25 protein-coding genes, 2 tRNA genes and 1 other RNA gene are annotated in these 24,379 nt (G+C 42.0%); 22 read left to right on the top strand and 6 right to left on the bottom strand.

Annotation, left to right across the window (positions count from 1 at the left end; genetic code table 11):
- The first annotated feature begins 219 nt into the window (after positions 1-219).
- The 3 genes from nox (at position 220) to pdxT (ending at position 3,313) form a co-directional block, all read left to right on the top strand.
- Positions 220-1,599, top strand: a complete 1,380-nt coding sequence (nox, locus tag HMPREF1115_RS10280; RefSeq protein WP_000036761.1) for a H2O-forming NADH oxidase — start codon at positions 220-222, stop codon at positions 1,597-1,599.
- Between the two features lie 256 nt (positions 1,600-1,855).
- The gene (gene pdxS, locus HMPREF1115_RS10275) at positions 1,856-2,731 is read left to right on the top strand and encodes a pyridoxal 5'-phosphate synthase lyase subunit PdxS (protein WP_000138534.1); all 876 of its coding nucleotides are present in this window, start codon (positions 1,856-1,858) and stop codon (positions 2,729-2,731) included.
- Positions 2,732-3,313 carry a pyridoxal 5'-phosphate synthase glutaminase subunit PdxT gene (gene pdxT / locus HMPREF1115_RS10270; protein ID WP_000689961.1) on the top strand — a complete coding sequence of 194 codons (582 nt, stop codon included), beginning with the start codon at positions 2,732-2,734 and terminating at the stop codon, positions 3,311-3,313.
- 19 nt (positions 3,314-3,332) lie between these two features.
- On the opposite strand, the gene trhA is transcribed toward pdxT, so the two are convergent.
- A complete protein-coding gene (gene trhA / locus HMPREF1115_RS10265; RefSeq protein ID WP_001097976.1) occupies positions 3,333-3,980 on the bottom strand; it encodes a PAQR family membrane homeostasis protein TrhA in 648 nt (215 codons plus the stop codon).
- Entirely contained in the window at positions 3,977-4,423 is a 447-nt protein-coding gene (locus HMPREF1115_RS10260) for a DUF1836 domain-containing protein (RefSeq protein ID WP_001084370.1), read from the bottom strand. Before HMPREF1115_RS10260 ends, trhA begins: the two co-directional genes overlap by 4 nt.
- A 134-nt stretch (positions 4,424-4,557) precedes the next feature.
- On the opposite strand from HMPREF1115_RS10260, the gene HMPREF1115_RS10255 reads away from it, so the two are divergent.
- From HMPREF1115_RS10255 to trxB, 7 genes are all read left to right on the top strand, one after another.
- Complete coding sequence (locus tag HMPREF1115_RS10255; protein ID WP_000405841.1) at positions 4,558-5,052, top strand: GNAT family N-acetyltransferase; 495 nt, start codon at positions 4,558-4,560, stop codon at positions 5,050-5,052.
- Entirely contained in the window at positions 5,049-5,564 is a 516-nt protein-coding gene (locus HMPREF1115_RS10250) for a methylated-DNA--[protein]-cysteine S-methyltransferase (RefSeq protein WP_000812478.1), read from the top strand. Before HMPREF1115_RS10255 ends, HMPREF1115_RS10250 begins: the two co-directional genes overlap by 4 nt.
- A gap of 12 nt (positions 5,565-5,576) precedes the next feature.
- Positions 5,577-5,933, top strand: coding sequence for an arsenate reductase family protein (locus HMPREF1115_RS10245; protein WP_000889077.1), 357 nt, complete (start codon positions 5,577-5,579; stop codon positions 5,931-5,933).
- 156 nt (positions 5,934-6,089) lie between these two features.
- Positions 6,090-6,890 (top strand): amino acid ABC transporter permease, encoded by an 801-nt coding sequence (locus tag HMPREF1115_RS10240; RefSeq protein WP_000219163.1) that lies wholly within the window; start codon positions 6,090-6,092, stop codon positions 6,888-6,890.
- The gene (locus tag HMPREF1115_RS10235; RefSeq protein ID WP_000590997.1) at positions 6,890-7,633 is read left to right on the top strand and encodes an amino acid ABC transporter ATP-binding protein; all 744 of its coding nucleotides are present in this window, start codon (positions 6,890-6,892) and stop codon (positions 7,631-7,633) included. The genes HMPREF1115_RS10240 and HMPREF1115_RS10235 overlap by 1 nt, the downstream gene beginning before the upstream one ends.
- 77 nt (positions 7,634-7,710) lie before the next feature.
- The gene (locus HMPREF1115_RS10230) at positions 7,711-7,935 is read left to right on the top strand and encodes a DUF4059 family protein (RefSeq protein WP_000924294.1); all 225 of its coding nucleotides are present in this window, start codon (positions 7,711-7,713) and stop codon (positions 7,933-7,935) included.
- A 65-nt stretch (positions 7,936-8,000) separates the two neighbouring features.
- Positions 8,001-8,912, top strand: a complete 912-nt coding sequence (gene trxB, locus HMPREF1115_RS10225; RefSeq protein ID WP_000272346.1) for a thioredoxin-disulfide reductase — start codon at positions 8,001-8,003, stop codon at positions 8,910-8,912.
- A gap of 35 nt (positions 8,913-8,947) precedes the next feature.
- Here the strand turns inward: trxB and rlmB are convergent, their stop codons facing one another.
- Both rlmB and def read right to left on the bottom strand, forming a co-directional pair.
- The gene (gene rlmB, locus HMPREF1115_RS10220) at positions 8,948-9,676 is read right to left on the bottom strand and encodes a 23S rRNA (guanosine(2251)-2'-O)-methyltransferase RlmB (RefSeq protein WP_000855738.1); all 729 of its coding nucleotides are present in this window, start codon (positions 9,674-9,676) and stop codon (positions 8,948-8,950) included.
- A gap of 44 nt (positions 9,677-9,720) precedes the next feature.
- Positions 9,721-10,332, bottom strand: coding sequence for a peptide deformylase (def, locus tag HMPREF1115_RS10215; RefSeq protein WP_001272938.1), 612 nt, complete (start codon positions 10,330-10,332; stop codon positions 9,721-9,723).
- Between the two features lie 155 nt (positions 10,333-10,487).
- Here def and HMPREF1115_RS12000 point away from each other — a divergent pair, with 155 nt between their 5' ends.
- The 6 genes from HMPREF1115_RS12000 to HMPREF1115_RS10185 all read left to right on the top strand — a co-directional run bounded on the left by HMPREF1115_RS12000 (position 10,488) and on the right by HMPREF1115_RS10185 (position 14,899).
- On the top strand, positions 10,488-11,807 hold the full coding sequence (locus tag HMPREF1115_RS12000) for a CapA family protein (protein WP_000415541.1): 1,320 nt from the start codon (positions 10,488-10,490) through the stop codon (positions 11,805-11,807).
- A 23-nt stretch (positions 11,808-11,830) separates the two neighbouring features.
- Positions 11,831-12,658 (top strand): Cof-type HAD-IIB family hydrolase, encoded by an 828-nt coding sequence (locus tag HMPREF1115_RS10200; RefSeq protein WP_000152913.1) that lies wholly within the window; start codon positions 11,831-11,833, stop codon positions 12,656-12,658.
- Between the two features lies 1 nt (position 12,659).
- On the top strand, positions 12,660-13,295 hold the full coding sequence (locus HMPREF1115_RS10195) for an SGNH/GDSL hydrolase family protein (protein ID WP_000290621.1): 636 nt from the start codon (positions 12,660-12,662) through the stop codon (positions 13,293-13,295).
- Positions 13,296-13,353: 58 nt separating this feature from the next.
- Positions 13,354-13,701: a transfer-messenger RNA gene (ssrA, locus tag HMPREF1115_RS11995) on the top strand.
- Between the two features lie 71 nt (positions 13,702-13,772).
- A tRNA-Ser gene (locus tag HMPREF1115_RS10190) sits at positions 13,773-13,860 on the top strand.
- Positions 13,861-13,939: 79 nt separating this feature from the next.
- Positions 13,940-14,899 carry a hypothetical protein gene (locus HMPREF1115_RS10185; protein ID WP_000721421.1) on the top strand — a complete coding sequence of 320 codons (960 nt, stop codon included), beginning with the start codon at positions 13,940-13,942 and terminating at the stop codon, positions 14,897-14,899.
- Between the two features lie 178 nt (positions 14,900-15,077).
- On the opposite strand, the gene HMPREF1115_RS10180 is transcribed toward HMPREF1115_RS10185, so the two are convergent.
- A tRNA-Ser gene (locus HMPREF1115_RS10180) sits at positions 15,078-15,165 on the bottom strand.
- Between the two features lie 161 nt (positions 15,166-15,326).
- On the opposite strand from HMPREF1115_RS10180, the gene HMPREF1115_RS10175 reads away from it, so the two are divergent.
- The 4 genes from HMPREF1115_RS10175 (at position 15,327) to HMPREF1115_RS10160 (ending at position 21,317) form a co-directional block, all read left to right on the top strand.
- Positions 15,327-16,067 carry a DeoR/GlpR family DNA-binding transcription regulator gene (locus tag HMPREF1115_RS10175; protein ID WP_000920657.1) on the top strand — a complete coding sequence of 247 codons (741 nt, stop codon included), beginning with the start codon at positions 15,327-15,329 and terminating at the stop codon, positions 16,065-16,067.
- A complete protein-coding gene (gene pfkB, locus HMPREF1115_RS10170) occupies positions 16,064-16,975 on the top strand; it encodes a 1-phosphofructokinase (RefSeq protein WP_000640809.1) in 912 nt (303 codons plus the stop codon). Before HMPREF1115_RS10175 ends, pfkB begins: the two co-directional genes overlap by 4 nt.
- Positions 16,972-18,924 carry a PTS fructose transporter subunit IIABC gene (locus HMPREF1115_RS10165; RefSeq protein ID WP_000701452.1) on the top strand — a complete coding sequence of 651 codons (1,953 nt, stop codon included), beginning with the start codon at positions 16,972-16,974 and terminating at the stop codon, positions 18,922-18,924. The genes pfkB and HMPREF1115_RS10165 overlap by 4 nt, the downstream gene beginning before the upstream one ends.
- Positions 18,925-19,010: 86 nt before the next feature.
- The gene (locus tag HMPREF1115_RS10160) at positions 19,011-21,317 is read left to right on the top strand and encodes a DNA translocase FtsK (protein ID WP_080569245.1); all 2,307 of its coding nucleotides are present in this window, start codon (positions 19,011-19,013) and stop codon (positions 21,315-21,317) included.
- Between the two features lie 44 nt (positions 21,318-21,361).
- On the opposite strand, the gene HMPREF1115_RS10155 is transcribed toward HMPREF1115_RS10160, so the two are convergent.
- Complete coding sequence (locus HMPREF1115_RS10155; protein ID WP_000073914.1) at positions 21,362-21,787, bottom strand: DUF6556 family protein; 426 nt, start codon at positions 21,785-21,787, stop codon at positions 21,362-21,364.
- 137 nt (positions 21,788-21,924) lie between these two features.
- Here HMPREF1115_RS10155 and HMPREF1115_RS10150 point away from each other — a divergent pair, with 137 nt between their 5' ends.
- Together HMPREF1115_RS10150 and thiI are read left to right on the top strand one after the other, a co-directional pair.
- Positions 21,925-23,067, top strand: coding sequence for a cysteine desulfurase family protein (locus HMPREF1115_RS10150; protein WP_000638944.1), 1,143 nt, complete (start codon positions 21,925-21,927; stop codon positions 23,065-23,067).
- Between the two features lie 8 nt (positions 23,068-23,075).
- On the top strand, positions 23,076-24,290 hold the full coding sequence (gene thiI / locus HMPREF1115_RS10145) for a tRNA uracil 4-sulfurtransferase ThiI (RefSeq protein ID WP_001200101.1): 1,215 nt from the start codon (positions 23,076-23,078) through the stop codon (positions 24,288-24,290).
- Positions 24,291-24,379 lie beyond the last annotated feature (89 nt).

Genomic DNA, 24,379 nt, shown 5'->3' with positions numbered 1-24,379 from the left:
CTAGCATATCATAAAGTCAGCGTTTTCACAAATGAATTTTGACAAAAAGTCAAGAAATATGCTCAAAACTAATATGAAAGCGATAGAAAAATTGGATTTATCAATGTTAAGTGTATTTTTTTCTGAAAAAAAGAGAATTCTGAGCAAATATCTTGTAAACGCTAACAGTAAATGATATACTAGAAAGGTAAATCAAAAATTAAAGGTAGGAATTTTTCTATGAGTAAAATCGTTGTAGTTGGTGCTAACCACGCTGGTACAGCTTGTATTAATACGATGTTGGACAACTTCGGACATGAGAACGAAATCGTAGTGTTTGACCAAAACTCTAATATTTCATTCCTTGGTTGTGGAATGGCGCTTTGGATCGGGGAACAAATTGATGGCCCAGAAGGTCTCTTCTACTCTGATAAAGAAAAATTGGAAGCAAAAGGTGCTAAAGTTTACATGAACTCACCAGTTCTTTCAATTGACTACGATAACAAAGTTGTGACTGCAGAAGTTGAAGGAAAAGAGCACAAAGAGTCTTATGATAAATTGATCTTTGCAACTGGTTCAACTCCAATCTTGCCTCCAATCGAAGGTGTTGAAATCGTTAAGGGCAACCGCGAATTCAAAGCAACTCTTGAAAATGTACAATTTGTTAAATTGTACCAAAACGCTGAAGAAGTTATTGAAAAACTTGAAGACAAGAGTAAACACCTTGAGCGCATTGCCGTTGTTGGTGGTGGTTACATCGGTGTAGAACTTGCCGAAGCTTTCGAGCGTCTTGGAAAAGAAGTAGTGCTTGTAGATATCGTAGATACTGTCTTGAACGGCTACTATGACAAAGACTTTACTCAAATGATGGCGAAGAACTTGGAAGACCACAACATCCGCTTGGCTCTTGGTCAAACAGTTAAAGCCATCCAAGGTGATGGAAAAGTTGAACGCTTGGTAACAGACAAAGAAACATTTGATGTGGATATGGTGGTTCTTGCTGTTGGCTTCCGTCCAAACACAGCTCTTGCTGACGGTAAGATTGAACTCTTCCGCAACGGTGCCTTCCTTGTAGATAAGAAGCAAGAAACATCTATCCCAGGTGTATACGCTGTTGGTGACTGTGCAACTGTTTATGACAATGCTCGTAAAGATACAAGCTACATTGCTCTTGCATCTAACGCTGTACGTACTGGTATCGTTGGTGCTTATAATGCTTGTGGTCATGAATTGGAAGGAATCGGTGTACAAGGATCAAACGGTATCTCTATCTACGGTCTTCACATGGTTTCGACTGGTTTGACTCTTGAAAAAGCCAAAGCTGCAGGCTATAATGCAACTGAAACTGGCTTTAACGATCTTCAAAAACCAGAATTTATCAAACATGACAACCACGAAGTTGCCATCAAGATTGTCTTTGACAAAGACAGCCGAGAAATCCTTGGTGCACAAATGGTTTCACATGATGCTGCTATCAGTATGGGAATCCACATGTTCTCACTTGCTATCCAAGAGCATGTAACAATCGATAAATTGGCCTTGACAGACCTATTCTTCTTGCCACACTTTAACAAACCATACAACTACATTACAATGGCTGCACTTACAGCTGAAAAATAAAAATTGATGAGCTATCTGCCCTTAAGTTAAGGTCAGATAGTTTTTTAGTTATACTCTTCGAAAATCTCTTCAAACCACGTCAGCTTCGCCTTACCGTACTCAAGTACAGCCTGTGGCTAGCTTCCTAGTTTGCTCTTTGATTTTCATTGAGTATCAATCTGCACCCATACAATTATCCTTTTTTTATCTTGTACTTCATTCTAATCTGGCTTAAAATGAAATGGTAGCTACCAATACAAATGATGAGGATTAAGAAATGACTGAAAATCGTTATGAACTAAATAAAAACTTGGCACAGATGCTCAAAGGTGGGGTTATCATGGACGTTCAGAACCCTGAACAGGCTCGGATTGCGGAAGCTGCTGGTGCAGCAGCTGTCATGGCCTTGGAGCGCATTCCAGCTGATATTCGTGCAGTTGGTGGGGTTTCCCGTATGAGTGATCCAAAGATGATTAAGGAAATCCAAGAAGCGGTGAGCATTCCAGTGATGGCCAAGGTTAGAATCGGGCATTTTGTAGAAGCTCAGATTTTAGAGGCTATTGAGATTGACTATATCGATGAAAGTGAAGTGCTTTCTCCAGCTGATGACCGTTTCCATGTGGACAAGAAAGAATTCCAAGTTCCTTTTGTCTGTGGGGCTAAGGACTTGGGTGAAGCCTTGCGTCGTATCGCTGAAGGAGCTTCTATGATTCGGACAAAAGGAGAACCGGGTACAGGAGACATTGTTCAAGCCGTTCGTCATATGCGCATGATGAATCAAGAAATTCGCCGCATTCAAAATCTCCGTGAGGATGAACTTTATGTTGCTGCCAAGGACTTACAAGTCCCTGTTGAATTGGTCCAATACGTTCATGAACATGGAAAATTACCAGTTGTAAACTTTGCAGCTGGAGGCGTTGCAACGCCAGCAGATGCTGCGCTGATGATGCAATTGGGAGCAGAGGGCGTCTTTGTCGGTTCAGGTATTTTCAAGTCAGGAGATCCTGTTAAACGAGCAAGTGCTATTGTCAAAGCCGTAACCAACTACCAAAATCCTCAAATTCTGGCTCAAATCTCTGAAGACCTAGGGGAAGCCATGGTTGGTATTAACGAGAATGAAATCCAAATTCTAATGGCTGAGCGAGGAAAATAGATGAAAATCGGGATATTAGCCTTGCAAGGTGCCTTTGCAGAACATGCAAAAGTGTTAGAGAAGTTAGGTGTTGTTAGTGTAGAAATCAGAAATTTAGAGGATTTTCAACAACATCAGAGTGACTTGTCGGGTTTGATATTACCTGGTGGTGAGTCTACGACTATGGGCAAGCTCTTGCGCGACCAGCAGATGTTGATTCCAATCCGAGAAGCTATTTCATCTGGACTTCCAGTTTTTGGTACTTGCGCAGGCTTGATTTTGCTGGCTAAGGAAATCACTTCTCAGGAAGAAAGTCATCTTGGAACCATGGATATAGTGGTTGAGCGCAATGCCTATGGGCGTCAACTAGGAAGTTTTTATACAGAGGCAGAATGTAAGGGAGTCGGTCAGATTCCCATGACCTTTATCCGTGGACCTATTATTAGTGAAGTTGGTAAGGATGTTGATGTTCTGGCAGTAGTGAATAACCAAATCGTTGCAGCTCAAGAAAAAAATATGCTGGTGACCTCTTTTCATCCAGAATTGACAGATGATGTTCTCTTGCACCAGTACTTTATCAATATGTGTAAAGAAAAAAGTTGAGAAAAGATTCTCAACTTTTTTACATGTAATAAACAATCGCGATATATTGGAGTGCAGATGCCGCTAGGATAAAGAGATGCCAAATCATGTGGAAATAAGGTTTTTTCTTAGCGTAAAATCCAGCTCCAACTGTATAACAGAGTCCGCCAGTTACCATGAGACTCCAGAAAATTGGCGTTGTTTGACTGATAATAGCAGGAATGATAGCCAGAACCAACCAGCCCATGATCAGGTAAAGGGCAAGGCTGAATTTTTCATTGACCTTTTTAGCAAAGATTTTATAGAGGATGCCAAAGATGGTCGTTCCCCACTGAATGGCAATGATCAGATAGCCAAACCAGTTATTCATCAAAGTCAATACGACTGGCGTATAAGAGCCTGCGATAGCCACATAAATCATAGAGTGGTCGATGATTCGCAAAACGTATTTGTGGGTCGAACCATAGGCCATAGAGTGGTAAATAGTTGATGAGAGGAACATGAGAAAGAGACTGATAACAAAGATAGAAACACCAAAAGATGATAAAAACCCATGTACTTCATAACTGTAGGTGGATGAAATGGGGAGTAAGATGAGCATGATAACCGCACCCACAGCATGGGTCACGCTATTAGCGATTTCCTCTCCAAAACTGAGCTTTTTACTGAGTTTTAAGCTTGTATTCATTGGATTTCCTCCCCTTCTTTGATAAGGATTAAGTCTAGAGTTTGATGATAGAGTTTAACCGTTTGACAGCTGGTTTGGATAATAGGATTTTCTGGATCAATCCCATGGTTCATGTAGTCCACAAAAGCGTCGTAGAGCTGGTCTGAGCTCGCTTGAGTTTGTAGAGTATTAAGTGTCTGGGCGATTTCTTGGATCGAAAAGACAGACTTGAGAGTGGTGAGGGCAATCAAACGGGCAATCTGTTTGCGTTGGTATTTTTTCTTGTCAGGCTTTGTCAGGTAACCGTGTTTGACATAGTTATTGACCATGGATGCGGTCAGGCCCTTCTCTTTATCCGGAGAGATAGGGGCGCAGACTTGATTGACATAAAGTAAAACCTGATCCAGATAGAGGTCAATGTTTGGAATGTCTTCCCATTTTGGGTAGGAAAAGATAGAATTCATTTCCAACTCCTTTTTATCTAGTTTCAATAACTAGATTATAAAATAATAAAAAACAAAAGTCAAGTTTCAACTGCTTGTAGAAAGCTTTAAATTATGCTATGATGAGAGAAACTAGTTAGAAATGAGGGGAAGAGATGGAGATTCGTTTAGCTTTTCCAAACGAAGTAGATGCGATTATGCAGGTGATGGAGGATGCCAAAAAGTGTTTAGCCAAGTCTGGTAGTGACCAGTGGCAAAATGACTATCCAAATGCCGACATCATTATTGATGATATCATCTCTGGTCAAGCCTATGTGGCCTTGGAAGAGGGAGAACTGTTAGCCTATGCTGCTGTGACCAAGAACCCAGAGGAAGCCTATGAAGCCATTTATGAAGGAAGTTGGCAGGGGGAAGAATCAGAATATCTGATCTTTCACCGTATCGCTGTGGCAGCAGATGTCCAAGGACAAGGAGTTGCGCAGACTTTCCTAGAAGGCTTGATTGAAGGTTTTGATTACCTAGATTTTCGTTCAGATACGCATGCACAAAATAAGGCCATGCAGCATATCTTTGAAAAGCTAGGTTTCCAACAGGTCGGTAAGGTTCCAGTTGATGGGGAACGTTTGGCCTATCAGAAATTAAAAAAATGAAGCAGAATAAGTACGCAAAAATGCTCTACCCGTCGCCAATTGGGACCTTATCCTTAGTTGCTGACGAGCAATATCTGTATGGAATTTGGGTGCAGGACCAAACTCATTTTGAGAGGGGATTAGGGGATGAAGCGATAGAAGAAGTTGGTAGCCATCCTGTATTAGAGCAAGTTATTTCCTATTTAGATACCTATTTTGAAGGCAGTGTTCAGGATCTATCTGACTTACCTTTGGCTCCTATTGGAACAGATTTTGAAAAGCGAGTTTGGACCTACTTACAGGCCATTCCTTATGGTCAAACAGTGACTTACGGTCAAATAGCGAAAGACCTGCAAGTAGCTTCTGCCCAAGCGATTGGTGGAGCAGTGGGGCGCAATCCTTGGTCCATCCTCGTACCCTGTCATCGTGTGCTGGGGTCAGGTAATCGCTTGACAGGCTATGCATCTGGAGTCGAAAAGAAAGCTTGGCTCTTGCAACATGAAGGTGCAGCATTTCAAGAAAATAAAAAATAGAAAGAAAAGAAGATGTTAGAATTTATCGAATACCCAAAATGTTCAACTTGTAAGAAAGCAAAAAATGAACTAGACCAACTCGGACTTGAATACCAAGACGTCCATATCGTAGAAGAAACACCAAGTGAAGAAGTTATTTTAAACTGGCTAGAAACTTCTGGTTTTGAATTGAAACAATTTTTCAATACTAGCGGGATCAAATACCGAGAACTAGGCCTAAAAGATAAGGTGGGAAGTTTGTCAAAACAAGAAGCAGCCAAGCTTCTGGCTAGTGATGGCATGTTGTTAAAACGCCCAATCTTAGTGGAAAATGGAACTGTTAAGCAAATCGGCTATAGAAAAGCCTATGAGAACTTAGGTTTGAGATAGTTTTTATTTATCTCCTTGATAGGTAAAATATATAGCTTCCCTGTTTTAAAGTGTGATAAACTAGAAGATAGACAAAGTCTGCTTTACCCGTAGCAAATAATTTGCTTGCGAGCAGAAGTATGGTAGAATGAATCATTATCAGGAGAGGATGTTTTTATGACTGTTACAACATTTTTAGCATCAGATTGGTACCAAAGTTTGATGCAACTCATTCCGGATGGTAAGCTCTTTAGTTTGCGTTCGGTCTTTGATGGAATTCCAAGAATTGTCCAACAACTGCCTACAACCTTGATGTTAACGCTTGGAGGTGCACTCTTTGGTTTGCTACTTGCCCTGATTTTTGCCATTGTAAAGATCAATCGTGTTAAGATTCTATATCCCTTGCAGGCCTTTTTCGTCAGCTTCTTAAAAGGTACCCCAATCCTAGTTCAACTTATGTTGACCTACTACGGAATTCCTTTAGCACTGAAAGCTATTAATCAGCAATGGGGCACTGGTTTCAATATCAATGCGATTCCAGCGGCACTTTTTGCGATTGTGGCCTTTGCTTTTAATGAGGCGGCTTATGCAAGTGAAACGATTCGTGCAGCCATCCTTTCTGTTAACCCAGGTGAAATTGAGGCGGCGCGTAGTTTGGGTATGACTCGTGCGCAAGTATACCGTCGTGTGATTATTCCAAATGCGGCGGTGGTAGCGACGCCGACTTTGATCAACTCCCTTATCGGCTTGACCAAGGGAACTTCTCTAGCCTTTAGTGCGGGTGTTGTGGAAGTCTTTGCTCAAGCTCAGATTTTAGGTGGAGCTGATTATCGCTATTTTGAACGTTTCATCTCCGTTGCCCTTGTTTATTGGGTAGTCAATATTGGAATTGAAAGCCTCGGCCGTTTCATTGAGAGAAGAATGGCTATCTCAGCGCCGGATGCAGTATCTACAGATGTGAAAGGAGACCTTCGTTAATGATTAAGATTTCGAATTTAAGCAAATCCTTTTCTGGACAGACAGTCTTGAATCATCTGAACTTGGATATCCAAAAAGGTGAGGTAGTGGCTTTGATTGGTTCATCTGGAGCTGGAAAATCAACCTTTCTTCGTAGTTTGAACTACCTTGAAACTCCAGATAGTGGAACGATTCAGATTGACAATTTTAAAGTTGATTTTTCTCAGATTAGCCAAGAGGAGATTTTAACCCTTCGTCGCAAGTTATCTATGGTTTTCCAACAGTTTAATTTGTTTGAACGCCGAACTGCTCTTGACAATGTCAAGGAAGGTTTGGTTGTCGTTAAAAAATTATCGGACGAGGAAGCAACAAAAATCGCTAAGGAAGAGTTGGCCAAGGTTGGTCTTTCTGACCGTGAAAACCATTATCCTCGCCACTTATCAGGTGGACAAAAGCAACGGGTTGCCCTTGCGCGTGCGCTTGCTATGAAACCAGATGTCTTGCTCTTGGACGAACCCACTTCAGCCCTCGACCCAGAATTGGTCGGTGAAGTAGAAAAGTCTATTGCAGATGCTGCCAAGTCAGGTCAGACCATGATTTTGGTCAGTCACGATATGTCTTTTGTAGCCCAAGTAGCTGACAAGGTTTTATTCCTAGATAAAGGGAAAATCATCGAGTCTGGCACACCGGATGAAATCATCAATCATCCGAAAGAAGAACGAACAAAAGAATTCTTCGCTAGTTACAAACGGACTTATATTTGATATAATAGAAAAAGGAAAACTCAGTTAGTTGGACTAGCTGAGTTTACTCTTTAAAAAAGATAGAAACGAGAGAGATCATGCTACTGCATCTATTTTCTTTGTATTTCGAGAGTTTGATCTTAACGACCATCCTTGTCGTGATTTTTCTGGGGATTTGGATTGGATTGAGAGCCATGTCTGGTGTGGACAAGACAGCCAAAGCTCGCCAAGCTCATCTCTATGATATGATTATGATTGGTGTTTTGGTCGTTCCGGTGTTATCCTTTGCCGTCATGAGTTTACTCTTGGTTTTCAAGGCATAATCCTTGCGTGACTAGCAAGAATGAGTTAGAATAAAGATAGTTACAACAAGAAAGAAGGAATCGAAATGTACGATACGATTATTGTCGGTGCTGGACCTGCGGGAATGACCGCTGCCTTATATGCTGCTCGCAGCAATCTGAAAGTGGCTTTGATTGAAGGTGGTCTGCCAGGAGGGCAAATGAATAACACATCTGATATTGAAAACTATCCAGGTTATGCCAATATCAGTGGACCTGAATTGGCTGAAAAGATGTTTGAATCACTTGAAAACCTTGGAGTGGAGCATCTTTATGGCTATGTTGAAAATATTGAAGATCAGGGTGACTATAAGAAGGTAATCACTGATGATCAAGTTTACGAAACCCGTACTGTCATTGTAGCAACTGGTTCTAAACACCGTCTTTTGGGAGTTCCCGGAGAAGAAGAATTGAACAGTCGTGGTGTTTCTTACTGTGCGGTCTGTGATGGAGCTTTCTTCCGTGATCAAGACTTGCTCGTAGTTGGTGGTGGAGATTCAGCGGTAGAAGAAGCTCTCTTCTTGACTCGCTTTGCCAAGTCCGTCACTATTGTTCACCGTCGAGATGAACTTCGTGCCCAAAAGGTTCTGCAAGACCGTGCTTTTGCAAATGAGAAAGTCAACTTTATCTGGGATTCTGTTGTCAAGGAAATTAAAGGTGAAAATCGAGTAGAATCTGTAATTTTTGAAAATGTAAAAACAGGTCAAGTGACAGAACAAGCCTTCGGTGGTGTCTTTATCTATGTTGGTTTGGATCCTGTTAGCGATTTTGTTAAAGAATTGAATATTCAAGACCAGGCAGGCTGGATTGTAACAGATAATCACATGAAAACTGCCGTTGACGGTATCTTTGCAGTTGGAGATGTTCGCCAGAAAGACCTTCGCCAAGTGACAACAGCAGTTGGAGATGGGGCTATCGCTGGTCAAGAAGCTTACAAATTTATTACAGAACATAGTTAAGAAAAAAGTTTCCAATCACTTGATTGGAAACTTTTTTATAGTCGGTTTCGGAAAACTTCGTACATGAGAATGGCTGCAGCAACACTGGCATTGAGGCTTTGAACATGCCCATTCATAGGAATGGTAATCATTTCATCGACCTGTTTTTTGACGTTGCTAGAGATGCCTTTTCCTTCATTTCCGATGATGAGGGCGATTTTCCCTTTTGTATTCCACTTGTGGCAAGGAGTACCGTTCATATCTGTTCCAAAGGTCCAGAATCCTTCATCCTTGAGTTTGTCTAGGGTTTGACTGAGGTTGGTCACTCGGGCAATCGGCACATGCTCGATAGCACCTGTGGCAGTTTTGGCAACGACAGGAGTCACTCCGACAGCACGGTGCTTGGGAATGATGACGCCTGAAACATTGGTCGCGTCAGCAGTCCTTAAGATAGAACCTAGATTATGGGGGTCAGTTAATCCGTCCAGAATCAATAGAAGTGGATTGTCTTCTTGGCGTGTTTTGGCAAGGATGTGATCCAGCTCGCTATAGGCAAATTCGGACACTCGTAGAACAAAACCTTGGTGGACAGCGCCTTCGGTCATTTCGGAGAGGGATTTTTTTGAGGTCCAAGAGATGGAGACTTTTTTCTCAGTAGCCAATTCCTTGACTTTCTCAACATTCTTACCCCTTAGATCTTCTTGGAGGTAGAGTTTATTTCCAGTGTTTGCAAGGAGGGCTTCTGTGACGGCGTGGACGCCATAGACAATATCATTTGTTTTCATGCCTCTATTATAACACAAAACCCCGTCTTGCAACGGGATTTTCTTTATTCGAGGATGAGGAGTCCATCTTTAACAGCAAATGGGTCTTTCTCATTGATACGATCGTAAAACATGATTCCGTTTAGGTGATCAATTTCATGTTGGACAACGATAGAGTTGTAACCCTTGAGCTTGATACGGTGTTTTGCGCCGTCCTTGTCAAAGTAATCAACAGTGACACGGGCATGACGGACAACATAGCCTGGCACGTTACGGTCAACAGATAGGCAACCTTCTCCTTCGCCAAGAGCAGCATCTTGAACAGAGTGAGATACGATTTTTGGATTGTACATAACAGCTTGCAGATCGTAGGCTTCCTCTGGAGTTTCACCTTCTTCCACAATATTGGGCACTAAAACAGCGATAACACGTTTTGAGATATCGAGTTGGGGAGCAGCAAGTCCAACACCACCGCGGAGCCCCATTTTCTCAGCCATAACAGGATCTTGGGAATGTTTGAGGAATTGCATCATCTTTTCACCAAGGATGATTTCCTGGTCAGACAGTGGGAAAGTAACTTCCTCAGCAACTGCGCGTAGAGTTGGATTCCCCTCGCGGATAATATCTTTCATATCAATTAAGTGAGCAGCTTTTGTAATACGTTCTATTGCAGACATTTTCTCTCCTTTCATTACCTCTACATGATAACACAAAATAGGTCAGAAAGAAAGCCGCAGAAGTTCCTAAAAAATAATATAATAAACGGTATTCTTCTTTTGTCTGTGGTATAATAAAAGAAAAAACTTGCACCAAAAAGCAAGGGGGAATAAAGATGGAAAAGCGACAAGATAGACGGTCTCATGGACCTATTGATGGATTGTTGGAGAAAAGTATTGGTTTCTTTCGGAATTATAAATCCTGGACCAATGCTCAGTTTATTATTGTGTTATTGCTTGCAGTTGCATTATCCATGGGGGGGAACTTATTAGTTCGAGCAGTACAAGGTAGTAAGGGAACAAGCCCTGGTAGCCAAACTCTTGATTCTGCTAGTACATCTGGTCAATCCAAGGAAGATCAGTCTGGTGAAACAACGGCGCGTATCATGGCAAATGGTGACCTTCTCTACCACATCCCCATCTACCGAACAGCTCTTAAAGAAGATGGGACCTATGATTTCCATGAAAATTTTGAGTATGTAAAACCCTGGCTCAAACAAGCGGATTTGGTGATTGGTGACTTTGAAGGAACGGTGAACAAGGACCACTACTTGGCAGGTTATCCTCTCTTTAATGCACCAGGGGAAGTCATGGATGTGATCAAGGATGCAGGCTACCAAGTTCTAGACTTGGCCCACAATCACATCCTGGATTCTCAGATAGAGGGAGTGGTCTCAACGGCTCAAGCTATTGAAAAGGCAGGAATGACACCTATTGGAGTTTATACAAAGGAACCAAGGGACAAGTCTCCCCTTGTTATTAAGGAAGTCAATGGTATCAAGGTAGCTCTCTTGGCTTATTCCTATGGCTTTAATGGCATTGAACAATCTATTTCCCAAGAGGACTATAATCGCTATCTTTCTGACTTAGACGAAGAAAAGATGAAGGCGGAAATCGAGCGTGCCGAGAAAGAAGCGGATATTACTGTTGTTATGCCTCAGATGGGAATTGAGTACCAATTAGAACCAACTGAGGAGCAAAAAGCTCTTTACCACAAGATGGTGGACTGGGGAGCCGATATTATCTTTGGAGGGCATCCACACGTCGTTGAACCTGCCGAAACAGTTGAAAAAGATGGTGACAAAAAACTGATTATCTATTCCATGGGAAATTTCCTCTCAAATCAGCGCATTGAAACCATGCAAGACGAGGAAAATGCCAAGTGGACTGAGCGAGGAGTTCTCATGGATGTGACCATTAAGAAAAAAGATGGAAAGACAAGGATTGAAACCGCCAAAGCGCATCCTACTTGGGTTAATCGAACACCCAAAGGAACTTACTCCCCAGAAGGCTATCCGCTCTTCCTCTATCAGACCTATATCCTAGAGGACTTCATCGAGGGGGGTAGTCACCGTGACAAGTTGGATGAGGCGACCAAGGAACGAATTGACACAGCCTATAAAGAAATGAATGAACATGTAGGGTTGAAGTGGTAGGTACTCGCCCTAAAGGAGACGAGATGACGATTAAATTAATTGCAACAGACATGGATGGAACCTTGCTGGATCCAAGAGGGCAACTGGACTTGCCACGTTTAGAAAAGATTTTAGATCAGCTGGATCAAAGGGATATTCGTTTTGTCATTGCGACGGGGAATGAAGTTCACCGTATGAGGCAATTACTAGAACACTTGGCGAGTAGAGTAGTTCTAGTCGTTGCCAATGGGGCGCGTATTTTTGAAAACAACGAACTGATTCAAGCGCAAACCTGGGATGATGCTATGGTTGACAAGGCTCTCCTTCATTTTAAAGGGAGAGAGTGTCGAGATCAGTTCGTCGTCACCAGTATGAATGGGAGTTTTGTCAAGGAAGGAACGGTTTTTACAGATCTGGAAAAATTTATGACACCAGAGATGATTGAAAAATTCTATCAACGAATGAATTTTGTGGAAGACTTGCAAGCTGACCTCTTCGGTGGAGTGTTAAAGATGAGCATGGTTGTTGGTGAAGAACGTTCTAGTTCAGTTTTGCAGGAAATTAATGATTTATTTGATGGTCGTGTAAGAGCTGTTTCTAGCGGTTATGGCTGTATCGATATCCTGCAGGCTGGGGTTCACAAGGCCTGGGGATTGGAAGAATTACTCAAGCGCTGGAATTTGAAATCGGAACAAATCATGGCCTTTGGTGATAGCGAAAACGATGTCGAAATGCTAGAGCTGGCTGGAATTGCCTATGCGATGCAAAATGCAGCTGATGAGGTTAAGGCAGTTGCGACTGCCCTAGCACCAGCTAACAACCAGGCAGGCGTTTATCAAGTTCTAGAGAATTGGTTAGAGAAAGAGGGATAAGGTGGCAGTACAGTTATTAGAGAATTGGCTCTTAAAGGAGCAGGCAAAGATTCAAACCAAGTATCGTGAATTGAATCATGTATCTGTTCTAGAGCCAGATATCATCTTTATTGGTGATTCGATAGTGGAATATTACCCTCTTCAAGAGTTGTTGGGAACTGCCAAGACGATTGTTAATCGTGGTATCCGAGGCTACCAGACGGGACTTTTATTAGAGAATTTGGATGCCCATCTTTATGGTGATGCTGTGGATCAAATTGTTCTCTTAATTGGGACAAATGATATTGGAAAAGATATTCCCATGAATGATGCTTTGGATAATCTTGAGCGTGTAATCCAATCGATTGCCCGAGATTATCCGCTGTCACAAATAAAACTCCTTTCCATTCTGCCAGTCAATGAAGGAGAAGAATACAAGCAGACAGTATATATTCGTACCAATGAAAAGATTAGAGAATGGAATCAAGCCTATGAGGCTCTAGCATCAGCCTATATGCAGGTAGATTTTGTGCCGATTTATGATAGTTTGACAGATTCAGAAGGGCAACTTCAATCAGCCTATACAACGGATGGCCTCCATCTAAGTGTAGCCGGTTATCAAGCCTTATCAGAAGCCTTAAAAGGGGTTCTTTTCTAAAGAAATGGCTTGATTTTGCATTTTTTTTGAAGATAGGTTATAATAGTTCTAACATCCTGGGGTCGTTACGGATTCGACAGGCATTATGAGGCATATTTTGCAACCCGTGTGGCGACGTAAACGCTCAGTTAAATATAACTGCAAAAAATAACACTTCTTACGCTCTAGCTGCCTAAAAACCAGCAGGCGTGACCTGATTTGGATTGCTCGTGTTCAATGACAGGTCTTATGATTAGCGAGATACGATCAAGCCTTGTCTAGTGGTTTGATAAGAGATTAATAGACTCGCAGTTCCTAGGCTTGAGTTATGTGTCGAGGGACTGTTAAAACAGTACATAACCTATGGTTGTAGACAAATATGTTGGCAGGTGTTTGGACGTGGGTTCGACTCCCACCGGCTCCATTATGAACAGGTATACAGTAGATTTTTTCCAAATTGTATCCTTCGTTGTATCCTATTTATTCTAGTATGTTAGTGGAGAATTACTCAAGAGGCTGAAGAGGACGGTTTGCTAAATCGTTAGGTCGGGTAACTGGCGCGGGGGTTCGAATCCCCCATTCTCCGTTAGATAAACCCAGTGTTTTTCTAAACAACTATCCTTGGAGGTAGTCTCCAAGAGTAAATTTTCATAATGAGGTGAAACATGAAAAAGATCAAGTTACTAAGTATCTTAGCACTTTCGACGGTTGTCTTGGGTGCATGTTCTGTATTTTCTAATCAGTCATCTGAAGCTTCTTCTGATAACAAGGAGAATACAGAACAAGTTGAGAAGAAAGATGAAGCAGCAGAAGTTAAAGAAAAAGTTACAAAAGATGCTGAGATTCTCTTAGACTCAGTTCTTACTAGCGACTCTGCTCGATTTAAGAAGATTTATGGCGACACTTATGAAAAATGGACTGAGGCAGTATTTGCTGTACAAACAAGTGAAAAAATCAAAGAAGAAGGGCTTTCACCTGCGTCTACCTACTCAGTACAATGGCACAAAGATTTCCCTGTAGAAACTCCAGAAGAAACCATTTCAGGTTTCTTGAAGATGAGACGTAGATTATATCAAGATATCGGTTCTTACACTGTTAAAGACGTGAAGGTTGATGAATCAGGAAATACAGCGACTGTTACTTTCAACTCTAAGAAGTTACACTCTAAAGGATTGGCTTCATCTACAAGGGAAGTTCTCACTACTCTTATTGGAGGTGTTGATAACCTAGGTAAATACAATCAAGCTGGTTCAAACGTTGACATCAAGCGTTACCAAACATTGGTTTCTTTCTGGATTTTTGAGCATCTATTTAAGAAAGATTTCTCAACATACAGTGACGTTGACCCTAACTTAGCTCATACACCTTTCACTACTGGTGATTTTGATACTGAAATCAAATTAACTAAGGATAAGGATGGAAACTGGCTGATTTCTCAAGAAGATTACCGTACTTTGGCGACAGAGTTGCTTGATGATACTGAGGGTTATGATAAGATTGATCGTAAGAACTCTACAAAGTCTAAGAACAAATCTACAGACAAGTCTTCTGATAAATCTTCAGACAAATCTACTGATAAATCAACAGACAAATCTTCAGATAAAAAAGATAAAAGCAATATCTAATCTTTAGATTTAAAAGAAAAACAAGTAGTCTTAATAAACTACTTGTTTTTTTATGAATTAGGATAGGGTAGGATACAAAAATGTAGTGTGATAGTTAGAGTAACTCAGCCTTTCATTTCTATATATTGTTCTTAGAACGATAAAAAAACTGCACCTCAATGCAGTTTTTCTTTTTCTACGGAAGACATGGGATTCGAACCCACGCACGCTGTTACACGCCTACCGCGTTTCCAACACGGCCTCTTAAGCCTCTTGAGTAATCTTCCAATACTTACTCAAATAGTCTACCATAAAGCCACTTATCTTGCAATAAAAATTTTGGAAATAAGAAAAATGATAGAATTTGAAAGAAAATGATAAAAAATGCTTGACTTTGGTAGAAATTGTGCTAGAATGAATAGTGTAAACGATAACAGGAGGTGATTTGGTGTTAAAAACTGAGCGGAAGCAACTGATCTTAGAGGAGTTAAATCAACATCATGTAGTTTCCTTAGAAAAATTGGTTAGTCTATTAGAAACATCAGAATCGACAGTACGAAGAGATTTGGACGAGTTGGAGGCGGAAAATAAGCTTCGCCGTGTGCATGGTGGAGCAGAATTGCCTCACTCCTTGCAGGAAGAAGAAACCATCCAAGAAAAATCTGTCAAAAACCTTCAAGAGAAGAAGTTACTTGCTCAAAAAGCAGCCTCTCTTATCAAGGAACAAGATGTTATCTTTATTGATGCTGGAACGACAACTGCTTTTTTAATCAAGGAATTGCTTAATAAGAATATCACAGTTGTGACCAACTCCATTCACCATGCGGTTCAGTTGGTTGAAAAACAGATTCCAACTGTCATGGTTGGAGGAAGTGTCAAGATGGCAACAGATGCATGTATCGGTGGTGTTGCTCTTAACCAAATCAATCAATTGCACTTTGACCGTGCCTTTATCGGGATGAATGGTGTCGACGATGGCTATTATACGACTCCAGATATGGAGGAGGGAGCAGTGAAACGTGCTATTTTGGAGAATGCCAAACAGACCTATGTCTTGGTGGATTCGTCCAAAATTGGACAAACTTGCTTTGCCAAGGTAGCACCACTTAAACGCGCTATTGTCATCACAAGTCAAGGGCATGAGCTCTTGCAGGCTATTAAGAAGAAAACGGAGGTAATAGAAGTATGATTTATACAGTCACACTCAATCCGTCTATTGACTATATCGTTCGCTTGGACCAAGTTCAAGTCGGCAGTGTCAATCGCATGGACAGTGATGATAAGTTTGCTGGTGGGAAAGGAATCAATGTCAGTCGTGTCTTGAAACGCTTGGATATTTCTAATACTGCGACTGGATTTATTGGAGGTTTTACTGGTAAATTTATCACAGATACCCTTGCAGAAGAGAAAATCGAAACTCGTTTTGTCCAAGTAGCTGAAGATACTCGCATCAATGTCAAGATTAAAGCAGACCAAGAAACAGAAATCAATGGGACTGGTCCAAATGTTGATCCCGAACAACTTGAAGAGTTAAAAGCTATTCTTTCAAGCCTGACAGCAGAAGATACGGTTGTGTTTGCGGGTTCGAGTGCTAAAAACCTAGGAAATGTTATCTACAAGGATTTGATTGCATTAACACGCCAGACTGGTGCGCAAGTCGTTTGTGATTTTGAAGGACAGACCTTGATTGATAGTTTGGACTACCAGCCACTTTTGGTTAAACCAAACAATCACGAACTTGGAGCTATCTTTGGAGTGAAACTCGAAAGTTTAGATGAAATCGAGAACTATGCTCGTCAGTTACTGGCCAAAGGAGCTCAAAACGTTATTATCTCAATGGCTGGCGACGGTGCTCTTCTTGTCACATCTGAGGGCTCTTACTTCGCCAAACCTATCAAGGGAACAGTCAAAAATTCAGTGGGAGCTGGCGACTCAATGGTTGCTGGATTTACCGGTGAATTTGTCAAATCAAAAGACGCAGTAGAAGCCTTCAAATGGGGAGTAGCTTGTGGAACAGCAACGACCTTCTCGGATGACTTGGCAACAGCGGAATTTATTAAAGAAACATATGAAAAAGTTGAGGTAGAAAAACGATGAAAATTCAAGACCTATTGAGAAAAGATGTCATGTTGCTGGATTTGCAGGCAACTGAAAAAACAGCTGTCATCGAAGAGATGATTCATAGCTTGGTAGATCATGGTTATGTGACGGATTTTGAAACCTTTAAAGAAGGGATCTTAGCGCGTGAAGCTCTCACTTCCACTGGTTTGGGTGACGGAATTGCTATGCCTCACAGCAAAAACTCTGCTGTCAAAGAAGCAACAGTTCTCTTTGCTAAGTCAAACAAGGGTGTTGACTATGAGAGCTTGGATGGGCAACCAACAGACCTCTTCTTCATGATTGCAGCTCCAGAAGGTGCCAATGATACTCACTTAGCAGCCTTGGCAGAATTGTCTCAATACTTGATGAAAGATGGTTTCGCTGACAAACTTCGCCAAGTAACATCTGCAGATCAAGTTATCGAACTTTTTGACCAAGCTTCAGGAAAAGCTGAAGAGCCTGTTCAAGCACCTGCCAATGAATCTGGCGACTTTATCGTAGCTGTTACAGCTTGTACGACAGGTATTGCCCACACTTACATGGCTCAAGAAGCCCTTCAAAAAGTGGCTGCTGAAATGGGTGTTGGTATCAAGGTTGAAACCAATGGTGCTAGCGGTGTTGGGAACCAATTGACTGCAGAGGATATCTGCAAGGCTAAAGCTGTTATCATCGCAGCGGATAAGGCAGTAGAAATGGATCGTTTTGATGGTAAACCTTTGGTTAACCGTCCAGTTGCAGACGGTATCCGTAAGACTGAAGAATTGATCAACTTGGCTCTTTCAGGAGATGCTGAAGTCTACCGTGCTGCTAATGGAGCAAAAGCTGCAACAGCATCTAATGAAAAACAAAGTATCGGTGGTGCTTTCTACAAACACTTGATGAGTGGTGTATCTCAAATGTTACCATTCGTTATCGGTGGTGGTATCATGATTGCCCTTGCTTTCTTGATCGACGGTGCTTTTGGTGTGCCACAGGATAGTCTTGGCAATCTCGGATCCTACCATGAACTCGCTTCAATGTTCATGAAAATCGGTGGCGCAGCCTTTGGCTTGATGCTTCCAGTCTTTGCAGGATATGTTGCCTACTCTATCGCTGAAAAACCAGGTTTAGTAGCTGGTTTTGTGGCTGGTGCAATTGCCAAAGAAGGTTTTGCCTTTGGTAAAATTCCTTATGCCGCAGGTGGTGAAGCAACTTCAACTCTTGCAGGTGTCTCATCTGGTTTCCTAGGTGCCCTTGTTGGTGGATTTATCGCAGGTGCCTTGGTTCTTGCTATCAAGAAATACGTAAAAGTTCCTCGTTCACTTGAAGGTGCTAAATCAATCCTTATCTTGCCACTTTTTGGAACAATTTTGACAGGATTTGTCATGCTAGCTGTTAACATCCCAATGGCAGCAATCAACACTGCTATGAATGACTTCCTAGGCGGTCTTGGAGGAGGTTCAGCTGTCCTTCTTGGTATCGTTCTTGGAGGCATGATGGCTGTTGACATGGGTGGACCAGTCAATAAAGCTGCTTATGTCTTTGGTACAGGAACGCTTGCAGCGACTGTTTCTTCAGGTGGTTCTGTAGCTATGGCAGCAGTTATGGCTGGAGGAATGGTTCCACCACTTGCTATCTTTGTCGCAACCCTTCTTTTCAAAGATAAATTTACCAAAGAAGAACGCAACTCTGGTTTAACAAACATCATCATGGGCTTGTCATTTATCACTGAGGGAGCAATTCCATTTGGTGCAGCAGACCCGGCTCGTGCGATTCCAAGCTTCATTCTTGGTTCTGCAGTAGCAGGAGGACTCGTTGGTCTTGCAGGAATCAAACTCATGGCGCCACACGGAGGAATCTTCGTTATCGCTCTAACTTCAAATGCCCTTCTTTACCTTGCCTCTGTCTTGGTTGGCGCAATCGTAAGTGGTGTGGTTTATGGTTACCTACGCAAACCACAAGCATAAAAAGTATTAGAATAGAAAGATTGTTACCATTTGGTGCAATCTTTTTCTCTATTCGAAATGGCTGTGAAATATGTTATAATAGAAGAATGGCAAACAAGAATACTAGTAAAACAAGACGGAGACCGTCTAAAGCAGAACTCGAAAGAAAACAGGCTATACAGAGGATGCTGATTTCCTTAGGGATTGCCTTATTGTTGATTATTGCAGCTCTCAAGCTTGGTGCGGCGGGTATCACCCTTTATAATCTCATTCGACTGGTGGTTGGAAGTTTGGCCTATGTGGCCATAGGCGGCCTCCTCATCTATCTTTTTCTTTTTAAATGGATCCGCAAGCAGGAAGGGCTTCTGTCAGGATTTCTCTGTATCTTTGCTGGCTTACTCTTGATTTTTGAGGCCTACTTGGTATGGAAATTTGGCTTGGAGCAGTCAGTTCTAAAAGGGACCTTGTCTCAAGTTATGACGGACCTGACTGGTATGCGGGTGACTAGCTTTGCTGGTGGAGGCCTGCTTGGTGTTGGACTCTATATCCCCATATCCTTTCTTTTCTCAAATATCGGATCGTACTTTATTGGAGTTCTCTTGATTCTAGTTGGGGCACTCTTAGTTAGTCCTTGGTCTATTTACGATGTCGCAGCCTTTATTGGAACTCAGTTCAGATCTTTCATGGAAAAACAGGAACAGAGAAAACAGGAACGCTTCATCAAGAGAGAAGAAGAGAAGGCTCGTCAAGAAGCTGAAGAAGCAGCCAGAATTCAGAGAGAACAAGAAGAACAGGATGCGCTGCCGCTTCCTCCTGTAGATCCTGAAACGGGAGAAATCTTATCAGAAGTACCAGACTACGATTTCCCCCCAATTCCTGAGGAAGAATGGATCGAACCGGAGATTATCCTCCCTAAAACTGATTTTGATGTTCCATATGTGGAAGAAGACTTTGAGGATGAAGAGGTACAGGTTGATTTTTCTGCTAAGGAAGCCCTTGAATACAAGCTACCAAGCTTGCAACTCTTTGCGCCAGATAAACCCAAAGATCAGTCCAAGGAAAAGAAGATTGTTCGAGAAAATATCAAAATCCTAGAAGAAACCTTTGCCAGCTTTGGTATCAAGGTGACGGTAGAACGGGCTGAAATTGGGCCATCAGTTACCAAGTATGAAGTCAAGCCAGCAGTTGGTGTACGGGTTAACCGCATTTCCAATCTGGCAGACGACTTAGCGCTAGCTCTGGCGGCCAAGGATGTTCGGATAGAGGCTCCAATCCCTGGTAAATCCCTAGTCGGAATTGAGGTTCCTAACTCTGAGATTGCGACTGTTTCCTTCCGTGAACTCTGGGAACAGTCTCAGACTAAACCAGAAAATCTCCTCGAAATTCCTCTAGGTAAGGCGGTCAATGGAACTGCTCGCACCTTTGACCTTTCCAAGATGCCCCACCTACTCGTTGCAGGTTCGACGGGATCAGGGAAGTCAGTCGCAGTTAACGGTATTATCGCTAGCATTCTTATGAAAGCAAGACCAGACCAGGTCAAGTTTATGATGGTGGATCCAAAGATGGTTGAGTTATCGGTTTACAATGACATTCCTCACCTCTTGATTCCAGTTGTGACCAATCCACGCAAGGCCAGCAAGGCTCTCCAAAAGGTGGTGGATGAGATGGAAAACCGTTATGAACTCTTCGCTAAGGTTGGAGTGAGAAATATCGCTGGTTACAATGCCAAGGTAGAAGAATTCAATGCCCAATCTGAGTACAAACAAATACCCCTACCTTTGATTGTTGTCATTGTGGATGAGTTGGCAGACCTTATGATGGTGGCTAGCAAGGAAGTGGAAGATGCTATCATTCGTCTCGGACAGAAGGCGCGTGCTGCAGGGATTCACATGATTCTCGCAACACAGCGTCCATCGGTTGATGTCATCTCTGGTCTTATCAAGGCCAATGTCCCATCTCGTGTGGCTTTTGCAGTTTCATCAGGAACAGATTCACGAACCATCTTGGATGAAAATGGAGCTGAAAAATTGCTCGGTCGAGGAGACATGCTCTTTAAACCAATTGATGAAAATCACCCAGTCCGTCTGCAAGGGTCCTTTATCTCGGATGATGATGTTGAACGTATCGTAAACTTCATCAAGGCTCAGGCTGATGCGGACTATGATGATAGCTTTGATCCAGGAGACGTCCCAGATAATGAGGGAGATTTCTCTGACGGCGAAGCTGGTGGCGATCCGCTTTTTGAAGAAGCTAAGGCTTTGGTTATCGAAACCCAGAAAGCTAGCGCTTCGATGATTCAGCGTCGTTTGTCAGTTGGATTTAACCGTGCGACCCGACTGATGGAAGAACTCGAAATGGCAGGTGTCATCGGTCCAGCTGAGGGAACCAAACCACGAAAAGTATTGCAACAATAAAAAAATAGCTTCTTTCCAAATTTGGAAAGAAGTTATTTTTTTGATTACTGGTTCGTTTTAGTTTCAGAACTCGTTGTATTTGACTGTGTTCCATTATCGCTTGTTTCTTTATTTGTAGCTGGTGTAGAAGAGTCCTGAGTTGTTGTTTTCTGTTCTTCTTTTTTCTCCTCTTTCGTGTTGGATTGAGAAGTTTCTTCTTGTGGGGTATTTTCTTTAGTAGAAGTGTTGTCCTTGTTAGGTGTAGTATTTTCCTGAGGGGATTCCTTTTGAATTTCCTTGACAACAGTTGTTTGAGTTGTCGTCGGTTCTTTTTTGTTGTTTTTGTTATTATCCATGGCGTTCATGATAGTGATAGTAGCGGTGATGAGACCAAGGATACTACCGATGGTAGCAATCGTTTTTTGAAAGACAGTAAATCCCTTTTTGATGTGTTCTGTTTTTGGTTTTGAAGTTCTACGATAGTTAGACATGATACTCTCCTTTAATTATGATTTATTATACCTCATTTCTTTAAAAAAATCTTAAAAAAAGAGAAACCTCCCTTTCTTGTCGCAGGTCTCTTTTCGTGATACAATAGAAGGAGTGATTTTAGAAAGCGTGAGAAAACATGATCTACTTTGATAATTCGGCGACAACCAAGCCTTATCCTGAAGCACTTGAAACTTACATGCAGGTCGCTTCAAAAATTGTAGGAAATCCGTCTAGTCTCCATCGTTTGGGAGATCAGGCAACACGAATTTTAGATGCTTCCCGGCAGCAAGTTGCAGATTTGATTGGCAAGAAAAGTGATGAAATCTTCTTTACCTCTGGTGGAACAGAAGGGGATAACTGGGTTATCAAGGGTGTGGCCTTTGAAAAAGCCCAGTTTGGCAAGCACATCATCGTATCAGCTATTGAGCATCCAGCAGTCAAGGAGTCAGCCCTATGGCTGAAAAGTCAAGGTTTTGAGGTGGATATTGCTCCAGTTGATGAGAAAGGATTTGTGGATGTTGAAGCATTAGCAGATTTGATACGTCCTGATACGATCCTTGTCTCCATCATGGCAGTTAACAATGAAATTGGCTCTATCCAGCCTATTGAGGCTATTTCAGAACTCTTGGCAGATAAGCCGACCATTTCCTTCCATGTTGATGCGGTTCAGGCACTTGCTAAGATTCCGACTGAAAAATACTTGACGGATCGAGTGGATTTTGCGATCTTCTCAAGTCATAAGTTTCATGGTGTCAGAGGTGTTGGATTTGTCTATATCAAGTCTGGTAAGAGGATCATGCCTCTTTTAACAGGTGGCGGTCAAGAGGGAGACTATCGTTCGACAACTGAAAATGTGGCAGGGATCGCAGCAACAGCCAAGGCCCTCCGTTTGTCTATGGAAAAGTTAGCTGTCTTTACTAGCAAGACGGGGCAGATGAAGGCAGTCATTCGCCAAGCCCTTCTGGATTATCCAGATATTTTTGTCTTTTCAGATGAGGAAGACTTTGCCCCTCATATCCTGACTTTTGGGATTAAAGGTGTTCGTGGTGAAGTCATTGTTCACGCTTTTGAAGACTATGACATTTTCATTTCTACAACCTCTGCTTGTTCGTCCAAGGCAGGAAAACCTGCGGGAACCTTGATTGCAATGGGAGTGGAAAAGGATAAGGCCCAGTCAGCTGTGCGTCTAAGCCTAGACTTGGAAAATGATATGAGTCAGGTCGAGCAGTTTTTGACCAAGCTAAAATTAATTTACAATCAAACTAGAAAAGTAAGATAGGAGCATTTATGCAGTATTCAGAAATTATGATTCGTTACGGAGAATTATCAACCAAGCACAAAAATCGTATGCGTTTCATTAATAAACTTCGTAATAATATTTCAGACGTTTTGTCTATCTATCCTCAAGTTAAGGTAACCGCAGATCGCGACCGTGCCCACGCTTACCTGAATGGAACTGATTATACAGCAGTAGCAGAATCACTCAAGCAAGTCTTTGGAATTCAAAATTTTTCTCCTGTGTATAAGATTGAAAAGTCAGTGGAAGTTCTGAAGTCTGCTGTCCAAGAGATTATGAAGGAAATCTATAAGGAAGGGATGACCTTTAAAATCACTAGCAAGCGTAGCGACCACAACTTTGAACTCGACAGTCGTGAACTGAATCAAACTCTTGGTGGAGCTGTTTTCGAGGCCATTCCAAACGTACAAGCTCAGATGAAAAATCCAGATATTAATCTTCAGGTTGAGATTCGTGAAGAGGCTGCCTATCTTTCCTATGAAACCTTTCGTGGAGCAGGAGGATTACCTGTGGGAAGTTCTGGTAAAGGTATGCTCATGTTGTCAGGAGGGATTGACTCACCTGTGGCAGGTTATCTAGCTCTTAAACGTGGGGTAGATATCGAGGCAGTTCACTTTGCCAGTCCGCCATACACAAGTCCTGGCGCCCTCAAGAAAGCCCACGATTTGACCCGTAAATTAACCAAGTTTGGTGGAAATATCCAGTTTATCGAAGTACCTTTCACTGAGATTCAAGAGGAAATCAAGGCTAAAGCGCCAGAAGCCTACCTCATGACCTTGACCCGTCGTTTTATGATGCGCATTACCGACCGTATTCGTGAGATACGAAATGGTTTAATTATCATCAATGGAGAAAGTCTTGGTCAAGTAGCGAGCCAGACCTTGGAAAGCATGCAGACTATCAACGCTGTGACTAGCACTCCAATTATTCGTCCCGTGGTTACCATGGACAAGTTGGAAATCATTGACATCGCGCAGGAAATCGATACCTTTGAAATTTCAATCCAGCCTTTTGAAGACTGCTGTACTATTTTTGCGCCTGACCGTCCTAAGACCAATCCTAAGATAGAGAATGCAGAGCAGTATGAAAAACGCATGGATGTTGAAGGCTTGGTTGAGCGAGCAGTGGCTGGGATTATGATTACTGAAATCACTCCCCAGGTTGAAAAAGATGCTGTCGATGAGTTAATTGACAATCTCCTCTAATCATAAAATCCAGAAGAATTCAAAAAAATAAATGAAAAAGTTAGTTATTTATCCTTAAAATGGACAATTACTGACTTTTTTTCTATTTT

This window comes from Streptococcus oralis SK610, from assembly GCF_000257455.1.
Taxonomy (GTDB): Bacteria; Bacillota; Bacilli; order Lactobacillales; family Streptococcaceae; genus Streptococcus; species Streptococcus oralis_CB.
Note: the sequence above shows the minus strand (reverse complement) of the source record. Positions and strands in the feature narration are given on the sequence as shown.

Coding starts and splice junctions, on each gene's coding strand:
- trxB (WP_000272346.1), top strand. CDS start 8,001: ATGTACGATACGATTATTGTCGGTGCTGGACCTGCGGGAATGACCGCT.
- HMPREF1115_RS10255 (WP_000405841.1), top strand. CDS start 4,558: ATGGAGATTCGTTTAGCTTTTCCAAACGAAGTAGATGCGATTATGCAG.
- HMPREF1115_RS10250 (WP_000812478.1), top strand. CDS start 5,049: ATGAAGCAGAATAAGTACGCAAAAATGCTCTACCCGTCGCCAATTGGG.
- HMPREF1115_RS12000 (WP_000415541.1), top strand. CDS start 10,488: ATGGAAAAGCGACAAGATAGACGGTCTCATGGACCTATTGATGGATTG.
- HMPREF1115_RS10230 (WP_000924294.1), top strand. CDS start 7,711: ATGCTACTGCATCTATTTTCTTTGTATTTCGAGAGTTTGATCTTAACG.
- HMPREF1115_RS10235 (WP_000590997.1), top strand. CDS start 6,890: ATGATTAAGATTTCGAATTTAAGCAAATCCTTTTCTGGACAGACAGTC.
- HMPREF1115_RS10150 (WP_000638944.1), top strand. CDS start 21,925: ATGATCTACTTTGATAATTCGGCGACAACCAAGCCTTATCCTGAAGCA.
- rlmB (WP_000855738.1), bottom strand. CDS start 9,676: ATGAAAACAAATGATATTGTCTATGGCGTCCACGCCGTCACAGAAGCC.
- HMPREF1115_RS10245 (WP_000889077.1), top strand. CDS start 5,577: ATGTTAGAATTTATCGAATACCCAAAATGTTCAACTTGTAAGAAAGCA.
- pdxT (WP_000689961.1), top strand. CDS start 2,732: ATGAAAATCGGGATATTAGCCTTGCAAGGTGCCTTTGCAGAACATGCA.
- HMPREF1115_RS10165 (WP_000701452.1), top strand. CDS start 16,972: ATGAAAATTCAAGACCTATTGAGAAAAGATGTCATGTTGCTGGATTTG.
- pfkB (WP_000640809.1), top strand. CDS start 16,064: ATGATTTATACAGTCACACTCAATCCGTCTATTGACTATATCGTTCGC.
- HMPREF1115_RS10160 (WP_080569245.1), top strand. CDS start 19,011: ATGGCAAACAAGAATACTAGTAAAACAAGACGGAGACCGTCTAAAGCA.
- HMPREF1115_RS10260 (WP_001084370.1), bottom strand. CDS start 4,423: ATGAATTCTATCTTTTCCTACCCAAAATGGGAAGACATTCCAAACATT.
- HMPREF1115_RS10185 (WP_000721421.1), top strand. CDS start 13,940: ATGAAAAAGATCAAGTTACTAAGTATCTTAGCACTTTCGACGGTTGTC.
- def (WP_001272938.1), bottom strand. CDS start 10,332: ATGTCTGCAATAGAACGTATTACAAAAGCTGCTCACTTAATTGATATG.
- thiI (WP_001200101.1), top strand. CDS start 23,076: ATGCAGTATTCAGAAATTATGATTCGTTACGGAGAATTATCAACCAAG.
- HMPREF1115_RS10200 (WP_000152913.1), top strand. CDS start 11,831: ATGACGATTAAATTAATTGCAACAGACATGGATGGAACCTTGCTGGAT.
- nox (WP_000036761.1), top strand. CDS start 220: ATGAGTAAAATCGTTGTAGTTGGTGCTAACCACGCTGGTACAGCTTGT.
- trhA (WP_001097976.1), bottom strand. CDS start 3,980: ATGAATACAAGCTTAAAACTCAGTAAAAAGCTCAGTTTTGGAGAGGAA.
- HMPREF1115_RS10155 (WP_000073914.1), bottom strand. CDS start 21,787: ATGTCTAACTATCGTAGAACTTCAAAACCAAAAACAGAACACATCAAA.
- pdxS (WP_000138534.1), top strand. CDS start 1,856: ATGACTGAAAATCGTTATGAACTAAATAAAAACTTGGCACAGATGCTC.
- HMPREF1115_RS10240 (WP_000219163.1), top strand. CDS start 6,090: ATGACTGTTACAACATTTTTAGCATCAGATTGGTACCAAAGTTTGATG.